Consider the following 17,052-nt stretch of genomic DNA (forward strand, 5'->3'; position numbering starts at 1 on the left):
TACTTTAAGTTATCATGAACGAAACTAGCTCCTTACTCGTAACACCGTAGGTTAATTTGGTTACACTGTTTACTGGAAAAGACAAACCAAATCAGAGCTACATTACGGAAGGAGCTAGTTATTATGAAGGATACCATAAAATATGTAGGTTTAGACGTTTCAAAAGAAAAAATTGCCGTTGCCATTGCAGATGAAGGTCGTGATGAGCCAAGATATTGGGGAATGATTCCTAACACTGCGGAATCCATTAGAAAGTTAGTAAAAAAGCTTGGAGAAAAAGAGAATCTTCGAGTGTGCTATGAAGCTGGTCCAACTGGCTATGGTTTATATCGTGTTTTTCTTAGCCTAGGAATTGAGTGTGAAGTGATCGCACCATCTTTAATCCCCAAGAAACCAGGTGAACGCATTAAAACTGACCGTAGAGATTCGATTAAACTAGCAAAATTATTTCGTGCTGGTAAATTAACCTCTGTTTATGTGCCAACAGAAGATGACGAAGCCCTTCGGGATTTAGTTCGGGCTCGAGAAGATGCCAAAGAAGATGAATTAAGAGCCAAACATCGATTATCGAAATTCCTTTTACGAAATGATATTCACCCTCCTTTCAAAGGAAAAAAGTGGACTCGCAGATATCGTGAATGGTTAAATACTCTAAAGTTTGAGCGTTCCACTTCTAAAGTAGTTTTTCAAGAGTATCTGCACCATCTACAAGAAGTTGAACAAAGGGTAAAACGATTGGAAGAAGAGATTAAATTCCAATCAATAGAAGGATACCATGCACCAATGATACAAGCACTCCAATCATTAAGGGGAATAGCTACTATAACAGCTACCAGCCTTGTGGCTGAGATTGGATCATTTAAGAGATTTGATTCTCCCAAAAAATTAATGTCTTACGTTGGGTTAATCCCAAGCGAAAGCTCAAGTGGTGAAATCAGAAGACAAGGTAAAATTACAAAAACAGGCAACCGTCATGTTCGTCGTTTGCTTGTAGAAGCAGCCTGGAGCTATCGATTTCCGCCTGCCATAAAGGGGGATTTAAAGAAAAGACTAGAAGGACAGTTGCCCAATGTTCAAATGATCTCATGGAAAGCTCAAAATCGCCTTCATAAAAAGTATTTTCGTTTACTATCACGTGGAAAGTCATTTGGGAAGGCACTAACAGCCGTTGCAAGAGAATTAGCAGGATTTATCTGGGCAGTAACTCAAGAAATTGAAAATAACACTATTGCAAAGTAAAAATTACGAATAAAATGAAGTTCAATTTTCTTTAAAAGTCGGAGCATAGGGCTCGGAGGCAAAGGTAAAAACCGGAAAGGAGAAACCACGAATTGTACTTGTGCTATGCCTAAATAGGCTAACGCACGTTTTAAGTTAGTGGAAGCTCCTTTATACGGAAAGATAAAATGTGAAAACCCACGAATATCAGAGTGCTAACCGCAGTTGAGATTTTTGCCTTCGTGCCGTGTGCTTAACTTTTTATATCAACATGAAAGGAGAAATTAATTCATTCTCAGCTTTAAAAAGTATCTCAATCTCCAAAATGCCTGTCAAGGAAAGCACTTGACAGCCATTTTGGAGATTGAAGAGCAGTCAGTAAGCTGAGAAGGAGATTCCCTAGCCTTGAAAAAGGCTGAACCCCAACTAATAAGGCAAAGAAGCTAAAAAACGCTTCTCTTCTTAAAGTTGCCCAAAAACCGAAACCAAAACTAATTAGGTAGGGAGCATTGACAGTTTCGTTCATATCAGTACATTTCTTCACAAACTTAGTTTTATTACAGGAATGCTTCCCCGTTTGGTTAATAAAGAATTCAACAAAAAAAGGGGGTTAACCCTTCTTGGATCAACGCACCCGATGGTTGAAGAAGAAACCAGTCCAACTTTTTGCATAGGCAGAAATTAGTTATTTATGATTTTAATTTCTTTTATCGGATAAAAAACAACATTTGTTGTTCCTATTACCTTTTCCATTGGAATCGCACCAATATGGCGGCTGTCTGTACTATGCCTTCTGTTATCTCCCATTACAAACAAACAACCTTTAGGAACAGTATCACTACCTACTGCGGTATCCTTTAAAGTGAAAGAGTCCGTTAATGTTCCTTCATTTATTCCTTTCTTATACTTTTCTAAGTAAATTTCGTTATATGCCTTCCCGTTTATATATAAAACATCATTTTTATACTCTATTCTGTCACCTGGGAGCCCGATTACACGTTTAATGTAATCCTTGCCATCTGGGGCGTGGAACACAACAATATCAAATCTTTTCGGTTCCCCAATTTTTGTTACAATCATACGGTCTTCGTCCTGGAGAGTGGGGTTCATTGAAGCACCGTCAACAACAATGGGGGTAAAGAAAAAAGAGCGAATAATAAATACTAAAACAAGTGCACCCATTATTGATTTAACCCATTCATACGTTTCATTTTTCTTCTTTGTCATCACTCAACCTCCCTTATTATTCGTCTGAAATTATACCCTTATTTTACCATATGCGTTTAAATATTTATTATTTTTCTTCAGCTATTCTGCCAGTTAGTCGATTAAGAAAATAGACCGCCGCAGCGACCTTATTTAACATCACTTCTACCTAACCCTTTCTTAATATATGTAGGAATAATTGCAAGTCTATGTAAGTAAAGTGTTTTTGAGGTAATGTCCTCTCCCCAAATATGCCTGTCCCATTCACTTTGTTTAGATAAAAGTGTAAATGTAGCCACAGTATCGTTATCTTTCAAAACAATATACGTTTCTTGATTGGTTATGGCTTGTTCAATCTCCTCATCGTCACCTCCATCTAACAGAAACCTCCATTGGTTTATTTCATTATCTTTCATCCATAGAGCTATCCGTTTTAACATTTTAATAACTTTACTACTATCGTCATTCGTAGCAATTTTTATATTGAACCCTCTAAGACCTTCAATGTATACCAAATTCATTTGCCCTATAGTTGAAGATTGCAGCACCGTATCAAATTCAATAATTAGGTCAATAATTCCTCTAAAAATAGAATTTTTAGGGAGAGATGTATTTTGCTATTATCAAAAGCCTGGGAAATTTATGAATCTGATAAACGAATTGAAGGGTTCTCCCAACAGACTTTAAAGGCCTATAAACTTCAAGCGTTGTTGGTAATACGGTATTTTGAGGATGTAAAACTCGAAACCATTACTACTAACAAATTAAAACAGTATTTGGCAAAGTCAAGTGAAAATCTAATGCCATCCAGCTTAGCCCACCGTATACGTTTTATAAAATCACTTTTCCGTTGGTCACAGGAGGAAGGTCATATTTTAAAGAATCGGGCTGCTAAATTAAAAGAACCTAAAGTAGGAAAACGAATACCAAAATTTTTAACGGAAAGAGAAATCGAGCACTTAAGGGAAGCCTGTAACACTCCTATGGAAAAGGCATTATTCGAATTTATGTTTTCAACAGGTTGTAGAATAGGTGAAATTGTTTCGTTAGACAAGAACAGGATCAATTGGTCAAACCGATCAGCGATAGTTCTAGGTAAAGGTGATAAAGAAAGAGAAGTATATTTTAATATTCGTTGTGATATTTGGCTTAAATGGTACTTTGATAATCGACAGGATAATGATCCGGCCATTTTTGTTACAGAACGTAAGCCACATAGAATGAGCATTGCTCACATGAGATACATTGTTAAGCGCATTTCTGATAGGGCACAGATTAATAAAGTAATTCATCCACACCAACTAAGACATAGCTATGCAACACATTTGTTGAATAATGGAGCACCTCTTGATGTTATCCAAAGTCTACTTGGTCACCAGAAGAGCGAAACTACAAAAATTTATGCCCAATTAAGTGGTAGCCTTAGACAAGAATTGTATAGAAAATATTTTTAACCTATGGCCCAAATATGTATAGAAGCAACACTTCTAAAGAGTGTTGCTTTGTTTAACACTTATCTAGAAAATAGCCATCAAAATGGTAGTCGGGTGTTAAACTCAAGCTACCCGTTAGCCATCCATGCAGCGCAAAATCAGCGCTGCACCACAGAGAATGAAAATAGATAGGAAGTGTCAATACTGATACTGACTTTGATCCAGTCGACCCTAATCTATAGACTTATTAATTTACGCTCTCCTCTTTTTTTTTACGTTTGAGCAGGGTCTTATTTAGTATTGTCATTTTTCTACTGTTGAAGCAACTTATTTTCATGGTAGTTAAATAAATATTTTCTTATTTTGTATTTGTTACTGAATATCACCTGTACTATGTCGGTTTCCCTTATTGTTAATTATTGCGGTTTTTTTCTCCCCATTCACATAACTGTTCCAAAACAGGTAATAGAGTTTCTGCTTTTTGTGTGAGACTGTACTCAACTTTAGGTGGAATTTGGGGATACTCTTTCCGTCTAACCATCCCATCTGCTTCCAATTCTTTAAGTTGATAACTTAATGTTTTAAAGGTAATAGCTCCTATTTTTCTTTTCATATCATTAAACCTAACAGGTTGATTTTCTGCCAGGAGGTAAAGAATAAGCATTTTCCATTTACCACCAACTACTGACAATGTATAACCAAAAGGTGTCTCTTGGATATTACCCTTATCTTTATAATCAGCCATACTCATATTGACACTATCCTTTCTGGTAGTAACTTTCAAAAAAGTGCGTACTATTTTTTTCTTTAAGTTCATTTTATACTTACCTTACTTTGAAATAAAGGAGAGAAAAAAATGACTAATGTTAAAACCTACAATCACGATCTTTGGGATCACGGTATTACCCAAGGTTACAGCGTCAACGGCACGATCTATATTTCAGGGCAGTTTTCCCATGATAAGAAGGGCTTGTTCGTTGGTGAGGGAGATATCAAAGCACAGACCCAACAAACGCTTGAAAATCTAGATCACGTACTTGATGGATTTGGTGTCACAAAGGCCAACCTTGCTTATGTTGAAATCTTTCTAACAAATCCGCAAGAGCACTCCGAGACAGTCATCGGTCTGTTCAAGGAATACGTAGAAAAACATCGACCGGCGGGCAGCCTCATCGGAGTGAATTACTTGGCATTCTCAGATCAACTGATTGAAGTCTCGGCTATCGCACACACCGATTAAGTAAACTAAATTGTAAAATAAAGTAATTCTGTCAAGATTATTTCTTTAAGTGATTATTGAGTAATCAGGAAAAAACTAAAAAGGAGAATTAACTTGATTGAATTGAAACTCTAATAGTGGAAAGTGGACCTATTCACGTTGTCTATTATTGTTTTTTAATATATCTATATAGAAATGGAAACCTCCTTCATTGAAGGTTTCTATTTCTAAACAAATCAATCTGTTACCATTAAATTCCCCATTGCTTTTTTCACTAAACTGCCAGCTAGTTTAAGTGAAAACTTTCACAATGTATTATTTTTATGCACAAAATAAGAATAACCCCGTAGCGGACCTTTAGAGGATATCAATAAAGAAGTCTTTGGTCCTATAATGCTATCTAAAACAACACCCGTTTTAAACATTTTTTTACAAATATACCTAAATCATAGGCACCCTCATTTCTCAAACAATAAGCTATAACAAAGAAAAAATGTTGCAATATCGAAATAATTAAACTGTTACCATCTTTTAAAAACACATTGACTTATGTTTTTTTAAAGGTATTAAGAAGTTTTGTGTCACTCCTCATCTCCGTATCCTTGTAATTTTCATTCTTTAATTTGTAAAAAAGGTGTGGAGAAAAATTTATTACATTTTCTCCACACCTTTTTTAGTTTAATAAAATGGAAGTTTGATAGTGAAAATGGTACCTATATTCGTTTCACTTTCTACAGTAATAAAACCACCATGTGCTTCCACGAACCCTTTGGCGATAGATAGTCCGAGACCTGTTCCGCTTTCATCACGAGTTCTTGACGTATCTCTTTTATAAAATCGGTCAAAAATATGCGGAAGCACATCTTCCGGTATTCCTTGGCCGGTGTCTGCTACTTGAATTATGAATGAGTTTGCCCGTGGTTGAGCAGAAATCTCCACCATACCCAGTGGTGGTGTATGCCTTAATGCATTGCCAACCAGATTTACAATAACCTGTGTCATTCTATCAGCATCAATTTGCAAAAAATATTCTGTTGGAATTTTATCGTACCGGAGTACAATTTCCTTTTCATCTGCCAGCCACTGTAAATGATTGCAAATTCGGTCAATAAGCAGGCGAATATCAACAGGCTGTATATTTAATGGGAGCTTGCCAGCTTCAGCAAGACTTAATTGCTGTAAATCTCTGACTAAGCGGTTTAACCGATAAACTTCATCCGTAAGTTCAAGAATGATTTCCTCTGAAGGATTTATCACCCCTTCTTGAATTGATTCCAGCTTTCCTTGAAGAATTGATAAAGGTGTTCGCAGCTCATGTGCAATATCCGCGACAAGTGTCCTTCTAATTTCTTCATTGTGTTCCAGTTTCCGTGCCATGTCATTAAACGCTTCTCCTAGGTCATAAAATTCACCGGTTGCTGAAATCCTGATTTCCTTTGCTTTTTCCCCACTGGCAATCTGTTTAATCCCAGTCATTAAGACCTTTAATGGCTTGGATATTTTTCCTGCTATGAAAAGGCTAAATATGGCTGCTGTTAATGCTCCTATCAATCCGCTGATTAGGATGGTAGTATTGGATGATTTAATAAACTCTATTTCAAGGTCTTGAAGTTTATGTTGATAAAGAACGAGAGTCCCTTTTTTCTCGCCATTTACAATTAGATCCACTTTTTTCCCCGAAAGATCCTTTCCAGAGGATCCAATTCTTGTTTCTGCTGTGTCAGCAATGACGATCCCATTTAAATCGACTAGAAGTATATCATCACTTGACATGGACATATTCATTCCCATCCCGTGCATCATCATGCCATGTCCATTTCCGTTTGAGGAATCAGAACTAAAAAATAGCTGCTGTACATTTTTCCATGTACCTGTTTCTTCATAATATTGTTCCAGCATTAGTTCCATTCGCAGCATAGAATTGTAGGTGTGTTGGTCTAAATAGTCCTCGAAAGTAGCCCGTATCCTCGACTGCAAAAAGACGAATTGGCTTATTCCCATTAACAAAACAATTATGATGAATGCGATGATTAGCTTCATTTGAAGTTTCATTTCTTTTCACCAAACCGATAGCCGATTCCGTACACGGTATGAATGTACTTCGGATGAGCAGGGTCTTTTTCAACTTTTTTTCTTAAATTGCTGACATGGGTATCGATCGAACGTTCATAATGAACAAATGCCTCCCCCATCACACTGTCCATCAATTGGAGACGGCTATATACACGGCCCGGTTTTCTCGCAAGTGTCACCAGGATTTTATATTCAGTTGGGGTTAAATTCAAAAATTCCCCTTTTACCTTTACTTCATATGTTGTTAAATTGATTTCAATCTCGTCTCTTACTAGAACTTCATCTGCTTCCATATTATCATCAGTTGAACTCCTTCTTAAAACAGCCCGTATTCTCGCGGCAAGCTCACGAATACTAAACGGTTTGGTAATATAATCATCAGCACCCATTTCAAGACCTAATAATTTATCTATTTCTTCAGATTTTGCTGTTAACATAATCACAGGTAATTTTTTATGCTTCAATCGGATATCCCGCAGTGTTTGAAGGCCATCCTTTTGCGGCATCATGACATCTAACAGCATAAGGTCTACTTCATGGTTTTCGACTAATTGTACCGCTGCTGTCCCATCTTCTGCCTCTAAGGTTTCGAAACCTTCACTTTGTAAATAAGTTTTGACCATATCCCGTATTTTCACTTCATCGTCAACTACAGCAATGATCTTACTCACAATTCTCCCCTCCTTCTCTCATTTTATTTTCTATTATACTTGGAAAATATCCGGTCTCAGAGCTTAAAATATGACTACTTGGTTAATATCCTGTTAGAAGGTTCTTGACTTGAAAAAAACTCTGAAGCAATGCCTCAGAGTTACGAAAAGTTTATGAATAAATTAAAGATTTGTACCATTCCCGGTTTGGAATTGTTGATTATCATGGTTACTGCCGCATCTGCCGCCTTGCCCCATACCCATTCCATGACCATGCATTAGGCCAGTATCTTTCCGTTCGATTGCTTGTTCCATCATATATTCCATGTTATTTAACATGTTATCCATTTGTTCTTGTGTAAGCTTTCCTTCTTTTACAAGCTTTTCGAGTTCAGTCTTTCTTGACTCTGTCACTACCTTAACAATATCTTTAACATTGACACCTTTTTCTTCAGCCAAGTCAGTAATCGATTTACCTTCCTTACGTGCTGCTAGATAGTCGTCTACTGACATACCGAGTACATCAGCTACTGACTCTTTCATTAAACCCATCATACCCATACCCGATCTATTACCCATAGGTTCTCCAGTCATCGGGCAGGTAAAATCAGCTTGTTCCTGTTGAAGATCATCCTTCTTATCGGCAGTTTGAACAACCGTCAAATTGCTGCTGACTGCTTGCTCATTTACATTTGCAGACGGCTTACCAATTGGAGAAAACATAGCTCCCAAAGAAAAAACTCCTACAAAAGCACCAGCAGTCAATAAATAACTCCATTTCATTAAAACCAACACCTTTCAAAATTTATGTAAATCAATTCTCAATTTCATCATACTGAACAACTTTCCAGAATCTTTAAAGGAAATATTAAGAAAATGTCAAGATTTCTCCTTTTAAGTAAAAAACCGCAATTATCCATTGCGATTTAATCTAACAGCGGTACAATACAAAATATTAATAGAATTTCTTTCTTTCCTGGTCAATTATGGATGCGTAAATATCATGTTCTAGATCTGTGGAGTTTGAAACTTGACTTGCAATAATATTTTTATTACCTTTCCACTTTTTGATTACGAAAAATAAAAGAATAGAAATGATAAGAATTAACAGAAATGGAGTAATCCAAAGAGTAAGATTAAATCCCTTTTCAGGAGGAGCATTTAATGCATGCACTCCTTGCGCGTTTAAATAGTAATCAAGAATTTCCTTTTTTGACATGCCCTTTATAAAAAACATGTCAGCCACTTCTTCATAATACAACTGTTTAACATCACAATTTGCAAGATCATCGTTGCTATGACCTTCCATATAAAGCATGTCCACTGTTGCTTTAAATTCTGGATTTGTATAATCAAAATTTTTTGACGATCCCTTTTCCTCTGCAAAGACTTGCATAGAAAATGAAGATAAAAGAATTAGAAAATAAAACAATGCTACAATCCGCCTCATAAATGAGCACCTCCATTTAAAAGTTATCGTTCACATTTTACTCATACCCCTACTAGTATAAAATAGATATCTTGTTTATTTAATTTAATAAATGACTATTTAATGACAAAATATACTAGTTAAATACGAATAATAGTTTTTCGAATAATAGTTTGATAATTATTCATATTTCTTAATTAAAAAGTAATACCATAATGGGTATAATGATTGTGAACTTAAAATTAAAGGAGGTAATCTGCCAAATGCAAAAAAGGAAATATCTTACGATCATTCTTTCCCTGATGTTATTTACCATCATCGTGACGGGATGTTCTCCTGATGAGAATGCAAAAGCTCTTAAGGATGATAAAGGGAACATAGTAGCCTTGGACAATAAAGAAAAACCAACTTTACTTTTTCTTTTCACAGGGAATAGTTGAGACTACTGTAAATCACAGCTGGTCGAGCTGCAGAAAAATAAAGAGTTATTTACTGACTTTCCTGGAGATATTTACGCGCTTAGTGCGGATTCCGTAGAGCATCATAAAGAATTAAAAGCGGAGCTGGGTCTGGATTATCCAATATTATCTGATAAATACCTAGAAATGATTGAAAAAGCTGATTTAAAGGATCCAAGTGGGCCTAAATCACTAAGAGGATTTGTAATCCTTGATAAAAAAGGAAACATCATTGAATCACGTCAATTAGATCCATTTGGAGATGAAGCAGCTAACATTATTTCATATGCTGCTGAAAAACTGCAACAATAAAATAAGGTGAGAAGCCCTCCCCGCAAAATGGATGGGGACTTCTCACCTTTTAATATAAAAGTTATAACTTTACTCATTTAATTTCATAAATTTAAAGTGATATTCATAGGTGTGAAAAAAGTGCTAAATAGCCCTCTTTAATATTAAACCCGAAGGACTGTAAATTGTCCGCCTCCGAATATTGACTTTGTATAATCAATTTTTACATTATTAAAATAAACTTGATCACGTTCATTAACTAAAAACTGAATTCCGTCTAGTTCAACAATTTCATCAGTATCTAAAGCCGACTCCTCCAGAGTCAGGCGAAGCTGTGGCCCCCCTCAGCCAATTCCCATTGATAAGCGGATCAGCGGCTTTTTGCCCTCATTGATTACATCTTGAACTTCATTTGTAATTTTAGTAATTGCTGCATGTGTTACTTTCACCATTTTTTTATCCCTCCATAATATAATTACTATCTCTTTGCAGTTAATAACCAAGCACTCATGCCGGCTTTGACATTTGTCTCTTTTGGAAATCCAAATTTTTTTAACTTCCTACTGGCCTAATGGCTTCTCATTTCACTATGACAAATCACAATTTCTTCTTTTTCTTTGGAAATTTCTTTCTCTGCTTTTTGAGAAAGTTGATGAAGCGGATTATTTTTAAAACCCTTTATATGATTTCCTTTATATTCTCCAGGTGTACCTACATCAACAAATTGTTTATTTTTGTCATTTAAATCTCATTTCTAATTTGTTGATGCAATATTGATAGCACATTAAGTCGTCAAGAATCGCTTGATTATAAAGAAAAGAAATAGTGCAATGATAAGATAATTTAAATATTGCATTGTAAAACGCCTAAGTTTATATACCCTAATAGGTATTATAAAGAATAAAAAAATATACCCATTTTCATGAAATAGCATTTCAACATATTTTATCGGCTTTTTACAAGCAGATTCACTGCATCTTTAATTAATTCTTCCATGTTTTGTTCACCATCGTTATTCGATTTTTGAACACATTCCACTAAATTTGAGCTTACTACCACTCCAATGGTACGATCAATAGCATTTCTTGCAGCAGATAACTGGATGATGACTTCTTTACAGTCCTTCTTTTCTTCCATCATTTTTAAAATTCCCCTTAGTTGTCCTTCAATACGTTTCACCCTATTTTTCATTTGAGTATTATAATCCATGTTTCCAACCCCTATATCATTGGTTTTGATAAAAGGAATAGCATTGACAAGAATAATATTATACCCATATAGGTATAATGTCAACTTTATTCTCTTCATGATTTATTAATTAAACTTACTGTTTTCAAAAGAAATAAAATGAGCATCAATGTTCGAAGCTCATTTTATTTCAAGACTTCTCTAAATATATGATTTTTCTATAACTCTTTCCGGTTCCCTAAGTTTTTTTGTTTTAATATTAACATTTTTGCTTTTATTGCTTCCGTATACAGAGGTATAAGTTTTCCAGCTGGTTACTTTCCTTGTCAAAATTCTTCCCTCAAAACTAATATAACCTAAAGGGACTTATATACCTATATAGGTATTATATTCAATAAAAATTATTGTAAAGCATCTTATTTATACACGTTCTTTAAGTGCAATTTTCAAATTTTTAGATCTTATTGTTCAATTTCATATGGCCAGGCATTCATTCCCTCAGTCAAGTTATAAATTTTCTTAAAACCTTTACTTGTTAAAATTTCACTAGCTTTGACGGAACGGTTGCCGCTGCGGCAGACCACTAAATAGAGGTCATTCTTTTTTAATTCACTTAATCTTCCTTCTAATTCTTGGACAGGAATCAACGTTGCATCAGGAATATGCCCCGCTTGAAATTCTTCTGGCGTTCTTACATCTAACACGACAACTTCTTTGTTGTCTATTAATTTTTTTGCATCATCTGAAGATACATTTCGATATCCTTCATTTCCACATGCAGTAAGAACTAAGACTAAAAATAGGGTTAAAAAGGGCAATAATTTTTTCAATGTAAAACCACCTTTAGACAAATTCCCTTGATTACTCCAGGGGGTATAATTCCATTATATAAAATTAAAATTTATCCTCAATCCATTTTTCGTCATTTATTTGAATGTTTTTTGAACAAAATTAATGAAGAATTTTTGTTCATTCTAAAGATATATCCATTTTGAAACAAATGCATTTTTTCAAATTATAAAAAGTATTATTTCAATTTATATTAAAGTAATTAAATATTACCATGTGATTTTAACACTGACCGTGAGTCGAACAAGGTAAAGGCGATGCCTTTTTAAAGCATCGCCCCCTGTTCAATATGTTTACATAAAAATAAATAGATCGCCTTATGACGATCTACGTTTAGTATCACTAAGATTATTTTTGCGGAACATAGGGACAGGTTTACTGCCCCATTTTAATTACTTATTTTTAGTTCTTTGGGCTCTTATTGCAATTTTTTCAAGGCCACTATTTTCTCCCGCAATTTCTGCATCTGCTTTTGTTGGTAGAGCATTTTTATTATTCTTAAATTGGTTATTCTGACTTTTAGCCATTTTTTCACCACCCTTATAGTTTGATTTAGTTATCCCTTCAAGGATGCCGACTATTATATATACACCATATAAAGATATCGGAGTAGCTTTTTTCATATTTTTTTCGTTAACGGCATCCACATTTTAGTTTGCTTTCTTTTTTTATATGCTATGCTATTTGGTTTTCTTCTTAAACTGACCCGTTACTAGAAAAAGAAAAATGCCACCAAAAGTGGCACCGATTTATTCAACTCTTGCACCCGTTTGTTGAAGAAGAAAGAATCTAAAAACTTGAAGTACCCCATGAAATTGCCTTTTTTCTTAACCGGATACCAATAAATGTTGATACAATAAAAATAATCCACATAATTATGATATAATAAAAAAAATGTCTAATCCCATATGTACCAAGGGTTTAGACATTTTTATAACCAAGTTTATTAAAGCGTTAATTTGTATTATACGAATAGTTTCCCTCTTCTACTATCCGCTTACATCCATTGATCAAATCTCTCTTTGACGAGTGACACAAAAGTACTAAATAAAATGACACAAAATTTTTGAAACATATTTTAAAACGAATTGTAAATAATGCCTTGTTTCATCAAAATAAACATAATTATGTTTTTACGAGATTATAAGGAGTTTTGTGTCAGTCTACGAGGTATTCAGTAGTTTTGTGTCATTCTTTTTGACACAAAACTACTGAATTTTTTATATACAATGCCATAAATCAGACTCGGTATTTTAGAGGTGATTTAGTCAAAATAGGTTTTTCCATTTTCAGAAACAAGAAAATTAAAGAGTCGGTCAACTAAATAAATAGCTTTCTGTCTATTTTTAAGTGTAACTTTACATTTATCCTATTCTCTCCGTTTTTCATGCATGAACTTCATCCATTTTTTCTGTTTATAACTACAAATAAAATACACAACAAAAGTGACGACTGTTACTCCAACTGAGAGTATCCAAATGAGTGATTGAGATGTATAGATACCTGCTGCTATTCCTGTAAATCCAAGTAGTGTTAATTGAAATAACTGCTTTTTAGTATTTTCATAAATCATAAATTGAAATTGTCTTCTTTGTTCGATTTCCTTTATATGTTCTATTTTTTGTGGTGCATTTAAAAATTCTGTAACAGAATGAATAATCTTAAAGACAGGTTGGGATTGAATCCATTGCCAAACAAATGACCATTTATTTCCTTGTTTACTTAACCACTCCATGAAAACTGGTTTTCCTAAGTCCAAGAGTTCCCACTCTGGAGCCAAATTGCGGATATTCCCTTCCATTGTTACGATAGAACGGGCTAAAAAGACAAATCTTGTTGGAACTTGAATGGGTAGGGCTCGAATCATATCATTCATTTCCAATTTTAATGCAATCAAGTCAATTTCTTTTAATTGGGCGGGTTGGAATAACATGTATTCAGCTAACAGCCGTTCAATCGTTCTTGATTCGGCTTCAGGGAGCAAAAATCCTAAATGAGACAAGCAATCAACGGCTTTAGCATAATTTTTTGAAAGAAAGCTTTCGATTAACCCTTGAATATATGCTCCATCCTTTTTGGTGATTTCCCCTATCATTCCGAAATCAAGTAATATGATTTTTCCTTCCTTTGATATAAGAACGTTCCCTGGATGCGGGTCTGCATGGAACGTACCAGGCTCAATCCATTGGGGAAGAAACACTTTGATAAGCCTTTGAGCCAGCTCCTGCCGACTCACTGCTAACTGATCTAATGCGTCCATATCTGTTAGCCGTATTCCTTCTAACCACTCCATCACCAGTACATTTGACGTACTAAGTTCAGAATACACAGAAGGAATTTGTACGATATCCATATCCCTAAATCGATTTCTAAAAAATAGTATGGTATTTAGTTCTTTTGAATAGTCAAGTTCTCGTTCAATCACTTGTTTTAGTTCGTTAAATAAGACTTTAAAATTAATAAACCCTTTTGGAATAGGAACTACGTAATCTGCAAACCAAATAATGATACTTAAAATACGAAAATCCGTTTGTACAATCGAATCAATATTAGGACGCTTTACTTTAATTGCAACCTCTGTTCCATCTTGTAGCACACCTTTATATACTTCACCAATAGATGCGGAAGCAATTGCCGTTTTTTCAATAGACAGAAAGTGCTGATGAAGAGACTTTCCCCATTCGGTTTCAAGAATTTCCTGAATCTCACTCCAGTTAGAAGGAGGAACTTTATCTGTAAGATCTTCGATTTGACGTATAAATGCATTAGGCAACAAATCGGCACGAGTGCTCAGAATCTGTCCGATTTTGATTAGCAAACCTTCTAATTCAAACAGTGTTTTTCGAAACCGCTCACCTATTTCCTCCCAAAGTTTTTCCCACTCAGCTTTAGGTTTCCTTCGAATTTTATACCAATAAATTTGAAGGAAGATGACAAAGAACATAGAAAGCACCTTTGACATTCGAACTAGCTTATTTCTTGTTTTCATTATCAATCCTCTCATTTCTTTTCAATAATGGGGTCAGCCCCTCTTATTGTTGGTAAATTCTGATAATTTCAGCTAACCACATTTTTTTCTTTCATTAAACTAGGCCCATTACAAAAAGGACACCTTTTGGTGCTAATTATCAAAGTTTTATCAGATATACCTACTGCAAATTTAATCAAAGCGAGCCTTCGAATCTTTAACAAGGATACCGCTGTATTTAAAGCAACAATCTTAATTTATTTGCATAATTCTAATTATGTGTGGGTAGATATTTAGTACAGCAGAATTAGCCCCTTTGAAAAAGGCCCTTCTATAAATGACGGGCCTTATTTATATACTTTTGATTTCAGTCTGATAATAATTACCTCATTGTTGAAGTAATGCACCCCGTTACTTTAAGTGCTAATTTTCACAAACTTTATCCATCCACTCTCATAAGTCCCTATTCAAAATATTCAGTTAAAGAATGCGTAAACTCCAATTACTTCAAATATAATTATTAAAATTAAGATTGATAAACAACCAAAAGTAACTAATTTATCAGGTAATGAATCTTCGGATTCTTATAGCAATTTTTCTTTCACTTTATTTTTTATAGGGGAAATTCCCCTGTCTAATTCCAGTCTTTTTAAAATTTCAATATCGCCTTTTTACTTTAGGTTTCTAGTAATTCTATTAGGGTCATTTCCCATAGATTTTTCAAACTCATTACACGCTTTTACCATCTCTGATGTTTTGTTTTCTTCTAAATACCAGTATCGACCAGCCATTGAATGATATTTTAATTCAAAATAAATGACTCCTAATTTTTTTTGGAGTTCTTATTCATTAGGATAGGTTGATATTAACCCGTGTAGTGTAGCCTATCCCTCGCTTTCCCTAAATCATTTTTATTAATGTCTTCTTCTATTTTTTTAGCGTCTTTACAGGTATCTTTTCTATAAAAAACACCTCATTTATCTTTATTCTACAACATCTTTATTTCTCGATAGTTCATATTAATTCCTTCTTTGACTAAACTGCCCTTTACTTCAATAAGAAAAAAGGACCGCAGCATTTACGATCCTTCTTAAAATCTTGCACCCGTTCGTAAGTGAGTTGGTTCACACCCCCATTCTATTCAATTATCTCGCCTGAATAAACCTTCAGTTTTTCCTTAACAATTGCCATTGCACTATTTAGGTTGTCAGTAAGTGAATAGCCAGTAGACTTTTGTAGCCAAGTTTCCCATTCACTATCCCAAAAATAAACGTCAAATTCTAATAGCCCGTCCCTCAAACGTTTATTAATTTCAACTTTATATGCCATACTTGGTGAGTATATTTCTTTAACAAGATCCAGCATAATTCTAAACTCCCCTATAAACGTATTTAACCGTAACTCTTCGTTCAACTAAAGCACCCGTTGAATAAGTAAAAGATTAACCAATCCGTAAAATAGTATTAAACATTCTAGGTTTGTTTTTTTTAAATGCTTGGATTAGTTCCTTACCGAATACAGTTATGGTTTTTTCCCAGGGATGACCTAAAAATCCCCAATTGAATTCCTTTTGTAGAAAGAAGTAATAATCCCCATCAGGGAAAATAGGTATTATCCACTCATTAAATTCGTCTCTAGGAAACTCTAAAAAGGGATTAACCCAATAACAAAGATGTTGCCAATCTAAAGCATAAAAATATTCATTATCATTCGTTATTTCCTGAAAAGCAAACAATGACTTGTCCTCAAGGTCATTATAAATCTCTTCATATTCCTCTATATTTCCTGACCAATTTCCATAAGGTGAAATATCATATGTGATGAATGGGCTTGGCACAATAAATGACGGAAACTTAGAAATGCTTGGTTTGAATTGAAATTCTTTAAATACCTTTTTCCATACGGTTTTTTTATCAGATTGTGTAAGTTCAATCCAATTAGAAATGTTAATTCCCCCTCCAAACACTGCTTCAATATAAGGATAATTATACCATTTCTTCTTCAACTAAACTCCCTTTAGTGGAACAAGGAAAAGGGCTGCCGCAGCAACCCAATCTTGAACTATTACCC

At 34.6% G+C, this 17,052-nt stretch carries 17 protein-coding genes and 3 pseudogenes; 5 read left to right on the plus strand and 15 right to left on the minus strand.

Going from position 1 to position 17,052, the window contains the following annotated elements; all coding sequences use genetic code 11:
• The first annotated feature begins 123 nt into the window (after positions 1 to 123).
• Positions 124 to 1,239: an IS110 family RNA-guided transposase gene (locus QNH20_RS14130; protein WP_283918645.1), complete on the plus strand. Its 1,116-nt coding sequence runs from the start codon at positions 124 to 126 to the stop codon at positions 1,237 to 1,239.
• Positions 1,240 to 1,899: 660 nt separating this feature from the next.
• Here the strand turns inward: QNH20_RS14130 and lepB are convergent.
• Positions 1,900 to 2,445 (minus strand): signal peptidase I, encoded by a 546-nt coding sequence (lepB, locus tag QNH20_RS14135; protein ID WP_283918646.1) that lies wholly within the window; start codon positions 2,443 to 2,445, stop codon positions 1,900 to 1,902.
• Positions 2,446 to 2,573: 128 nt separating this feature from the next.
• Positions 2,574 to 2,939, minus strand: a complete 366-nt coding sequence (locus tag QNH20_RS14140) for a GNAT family N-acetyltransferase (protein WP_283918647.1) — start codon at positions 2,937 to 2,939, stop codon at positions 2,574 to 2,576.
• 99 nt (positions 2,940 to 3,038) lie between these two features.
• Between QNH20_RS14140 and QNH20_RS14145 the strand changes: the two genes are divergently transcribed.
• A complete protein-coding gene (locus QNH20_RS14145) occupies positions 3,039 to 3,878 on the plus strand; it encodes a tyrosine-type recombinase/integrase (protein WP_283918648.1) in 840 nt (279 codons plus the stop codon).
• 391 nt (positions 3,879 to 4,269) lie between these two features.
• Here QNH20_RS14145 and QNH20_RS14150 read toward each other — a convergent pair whose 3' ends face one another.
• The gene (locus QNH20_RS14150; protein ID WP_283923412.1) at positions 4,270 to 4,608 is read right to left on the minus strand and encodes a winged helix-turn-helix transcriptional regulator; all 339 of its coding nucleotides are present in this window, start codon (positions 4,606 to 4,608) and stop codon (positions 4,270 to 4,272) included.
• A 105-nt stretch (positions 4,609 to 4,713) separates the two neighbouring features.
• Between QNH20_RS14150 and QNH20_RS14155 the strand changes: the two genes are divergently transcribed.
• Positions 4,714 to 5,097, plus strand: a complete 384-nt coding sequence (locus QNH20_RS14155; protein WP_283918649.1) for a RidA family protein — start codon at positions 4,714 to 4,716, stop codon at positions 5,095 to 5,097.
• 657 nt (positions 5,098 to 5,754) lie between these two features.
• Here the strand turns inward: QNH20_RS14155 and QNH20_RS14160 are convergent.
• From QNH20_RS14160 to QNH20_RS14175, 4 genes are all read right to left on the minus strand, one after another.
• Complete coding sequence (locus QNH20_RS14160; RefSeq protein ID WP_283918650.1) at positions 5,755 to 7,128, minus strand: sensor histidine kinase; 1,374 nt, start codon at positions 7,126 to 7,128, stop codon at positions 5,755 to 5,757.
• Positions 7,125 to 7,820: a response regulator transcription factor gene (locus QNH20_RS14165; RefSeq protein WP_283918651.1), complete on the minus strand. Its 696-nt coding sequence runs from the start codon at positions 7,818 to 7,820 to the stop codon at positions 7,125 to 7,127. The genes QNH20_RS14160 and QNH20_RS14165 overlap by 4 nt, the downstream gene beginning before the upstream one ends.
• A 162-nt stretch (positions 7,821 to 7,982) precedes the next feature.
• Positions 7,983 to 8,582 carry a DUF2680 domain-containing protein gene (locus tag QNH20_RS14170; RefSeq protein ID WP_283918652.1) on the minus strand — a complete coding sequence of 200 codons (600 nt, stop codon included), beginning with the start codon at positions 8,580 to 8,582 and terminating at the stop codon, positions 7,983 to 7,985.
• A gap of 172 nt (positions 8,583 to 8,754) precedes the next feature.
• Positions 8,755 to 9,249, minus strand: a complete 495-nt coding sequence (locus QNH20_RS14175; RefSeq protein ID WP_283918653.1) for a cytochrome c-type biogenesis protein CcmH — start codon at positions 9,247 to 9,249, stop codon at positions 8,755 to 8,757.
• A gap of 242 nt (positions 9,250 to 9,491) precedes the next feature.
• On the opposite strand from QNH20_RS14175, the gene QNH20_RS14180 reads away from it, so the two are divergent.
• Both QNH20_RS14180 and QNH20_RS14185 read left to right on the plus strand, forming a co-directional pair.
• Complete coding sequence (locus tag QNH20_RS14180; RefSeq protein WP_283918654.1) at positions 9,492 to 9,668, plus strand: hypothetical protein; 177 nt, start codon at positions 9,492 to 9,494, stop codon at positions 9,666 to 9,668.
• Between the two features lie 15 nt (positions 9,669 to 9,683).
• Positions 9,684 to 9,998: pseudogene (locus QNH20_RS14185) on the plus strand (redoxin domain-containing protein); the annotation flags it as partial.
• A 457-nt stretch (positions 9,999 to 10,455) separates the two neighbouring features.
• Here the strand turns inward: QNH20_RS14185 and QNH20_RS14190 are convergent.
• The 8 genes and pseudogenes from QNH20_RS14190 to QNH20_RS14225 form a co-directional block, all read right to left on the minus strand.
• Positions 10,456 to 10,833: pseudogene (locus QNH20_RS14190) on the minus strand (rhodanese-like domain-containing protein).
• An 89-nt stretch (positions 10,834 to 10,922) separates the two neighbouring features.
• Entirely contained in the window at positions 10,923 to 11,186 is a 264-nt protein-coding gene (locus tag QNH20_RS14195) for a metal-sensitive transcriptional regulator (RefSeq protein WP_283918655.1), read from the minus strand.
• Positions 11,187 to 11,626: 440 nt separating this feature from the next.
• Entirely contained in the window at positions 11,627 to 11,995 is a 369-nt protein-coding gene (locus QNH20_RS14200; protein WP_283918656.1) for a rhodanese-like domain-containing protein, read from the minus strand.
• A gap of 411 nt (positions 11,996 to 12,406) precedes the next feature.
• The gene (locus QNH20_RS14205; RefSeq protein ID WP_283918657.1) at positions 12,407 to 12,661 is read right to left on the minus strand and encodes a hypothetical protein; all 255 of its coding nucleotides are present in this window, start codon (positions 12,659 to 12,661) and stop codon (positions 12,407 to 12,409) included.
• A 722-nt stretch (positions 12,662 to 13,383) separates the two neighbouring features.
• Positions 13,384 to 15,003 carry an ABC1 kinase family protein gene (locus tag QNH20_RS14210; protein ID WP_283918658.1) on the minus strand — a complete coding sequence of 540 codons (1,620 nt, stop codon included), beginning with the start codon at positions 15,001 to 15,003 and terminating at the stop codon, positions 13,384 to 13,386.
• 455 nt (positions 15,004 to 15,458) lie between these two features.
• Positions 15,459 to 15,913 (minus strand): annotated as a pseudogene (locus QNH20_RS14215) (DUF6584 family protein).
• Positions 15,914 to 16,119: 206 nt separating this feature from the next.
• Positions 16,120 to 16,347, minus strand: coding sequence for a hypothetical protein (locus QNH20_RS14220; RefSeq protein ID WP_283918659.1), 228 nt, complete (start codon positions 16,345 to 16,347; stop codon positions 16,120 to 16,122).
• 76 nt (positions 16,348 to 16,423) lie between these two features.
• Positions 16,424 to 16,927 carry a DUF2716 domain-containing protein gene (locus tag QNH20_RS14225; RefSeq protein WP_283923413.1) on the minus strand — a complete coding sequence of 168 codons (504 nt, stop codon included), beginning with the start codon at positions 16,925 to 16,927 and terminating at the stop codon, positions 16,424 to 16,426.
• Positions 16,928 to 17,052 lie beyond the last annotated feature (125 nt).

It is taken from the genome of Neobacillus sp. WH10 (assembly GCF_030123405.1).
Taxonomy (GTDB): domain Bacteria; phylum Bacillota; class Bacilli; order Bacillales; family Cytobacillaceae; genus Neobacillus.

Bases quoted from the DNA above. Each gene is read 5' to 3' on its own strand.
- QNH20_RS14170 (WP_283918652.1), bottom strand. From the start codon at position 8,582: ATGAAATGGAGTTATTTATTGACTGCTGGTGCTTTTGTAGGAGTTTTT.
- QNH20_RS14150 (WP_283923412.1), bottom strand. From the start codon at position 4,608: ATGAGTATGGCTGATTATAAAGATAAGGGTAATATCCAAGAGACACCT.
- QNH20_RS14155 (WP_283918649.1), top strand. From the start codon at position 4,714: ATGACTAATGTTAAAACCTACAATCACGATCTTTGGGATCACGGTATT.
- QNH20_RS14220 (WP_283918659.1), bottom strand. From the start codon at position 16,347: ATGCTGGATCTTGTTAAAGAAATATACTCACCAAGTATGGCATATAAA.
- QNH20_RS14195 (WP_283918655.1), bottom strand. From the start codon at position 11,186: ATGGATTATAATACTCAAATGAAAAATAGGGTGAAACGTATTGAAGGA.
- lepB (WP_283918646.1), bottom strand. From the start codon at position 2,445: ATGACAAAGAAGAAAAATGAAACGTATGAATGGGTTAAATCAATAATG.
- QNH20_RS14160 (WP_283918650.1), bottom strand. From the start codon at position 7,128: ATGAAACTTCAAATGAAGCTAATCATCGCATTCATCATAATTGTTTTG.
- QNH20_RS14180 (WP_283918654.1), top strand. From the start codon at position 9,492: ATGCAAAAAAGGAAATATCTTACGATCATTCTTTCCCTGATGTTATTT.
- QNH20_RS14175 (WP_283918653.1), bottom strand. From the start codon at position 9,249: ATGAGGCGGATTGTAGCATTGTTTTATTTTCTAATTCTTTTATCTTCA.
- QNH20_RS14130 (WP_283918645.1), top strand. From the start codon at position 124: ATGAAGGATACCATAAAATATGTAGGTTTAGACGTTTCAAAAGAAAAA.
- QNH20_RS14210 (WP_283918658.1), bottom strand. From the start codon at position 15,003: ATGAAAACAAGAAATAAGCTAGTTCGAATGTCAAAGGTGCTTTCTATG.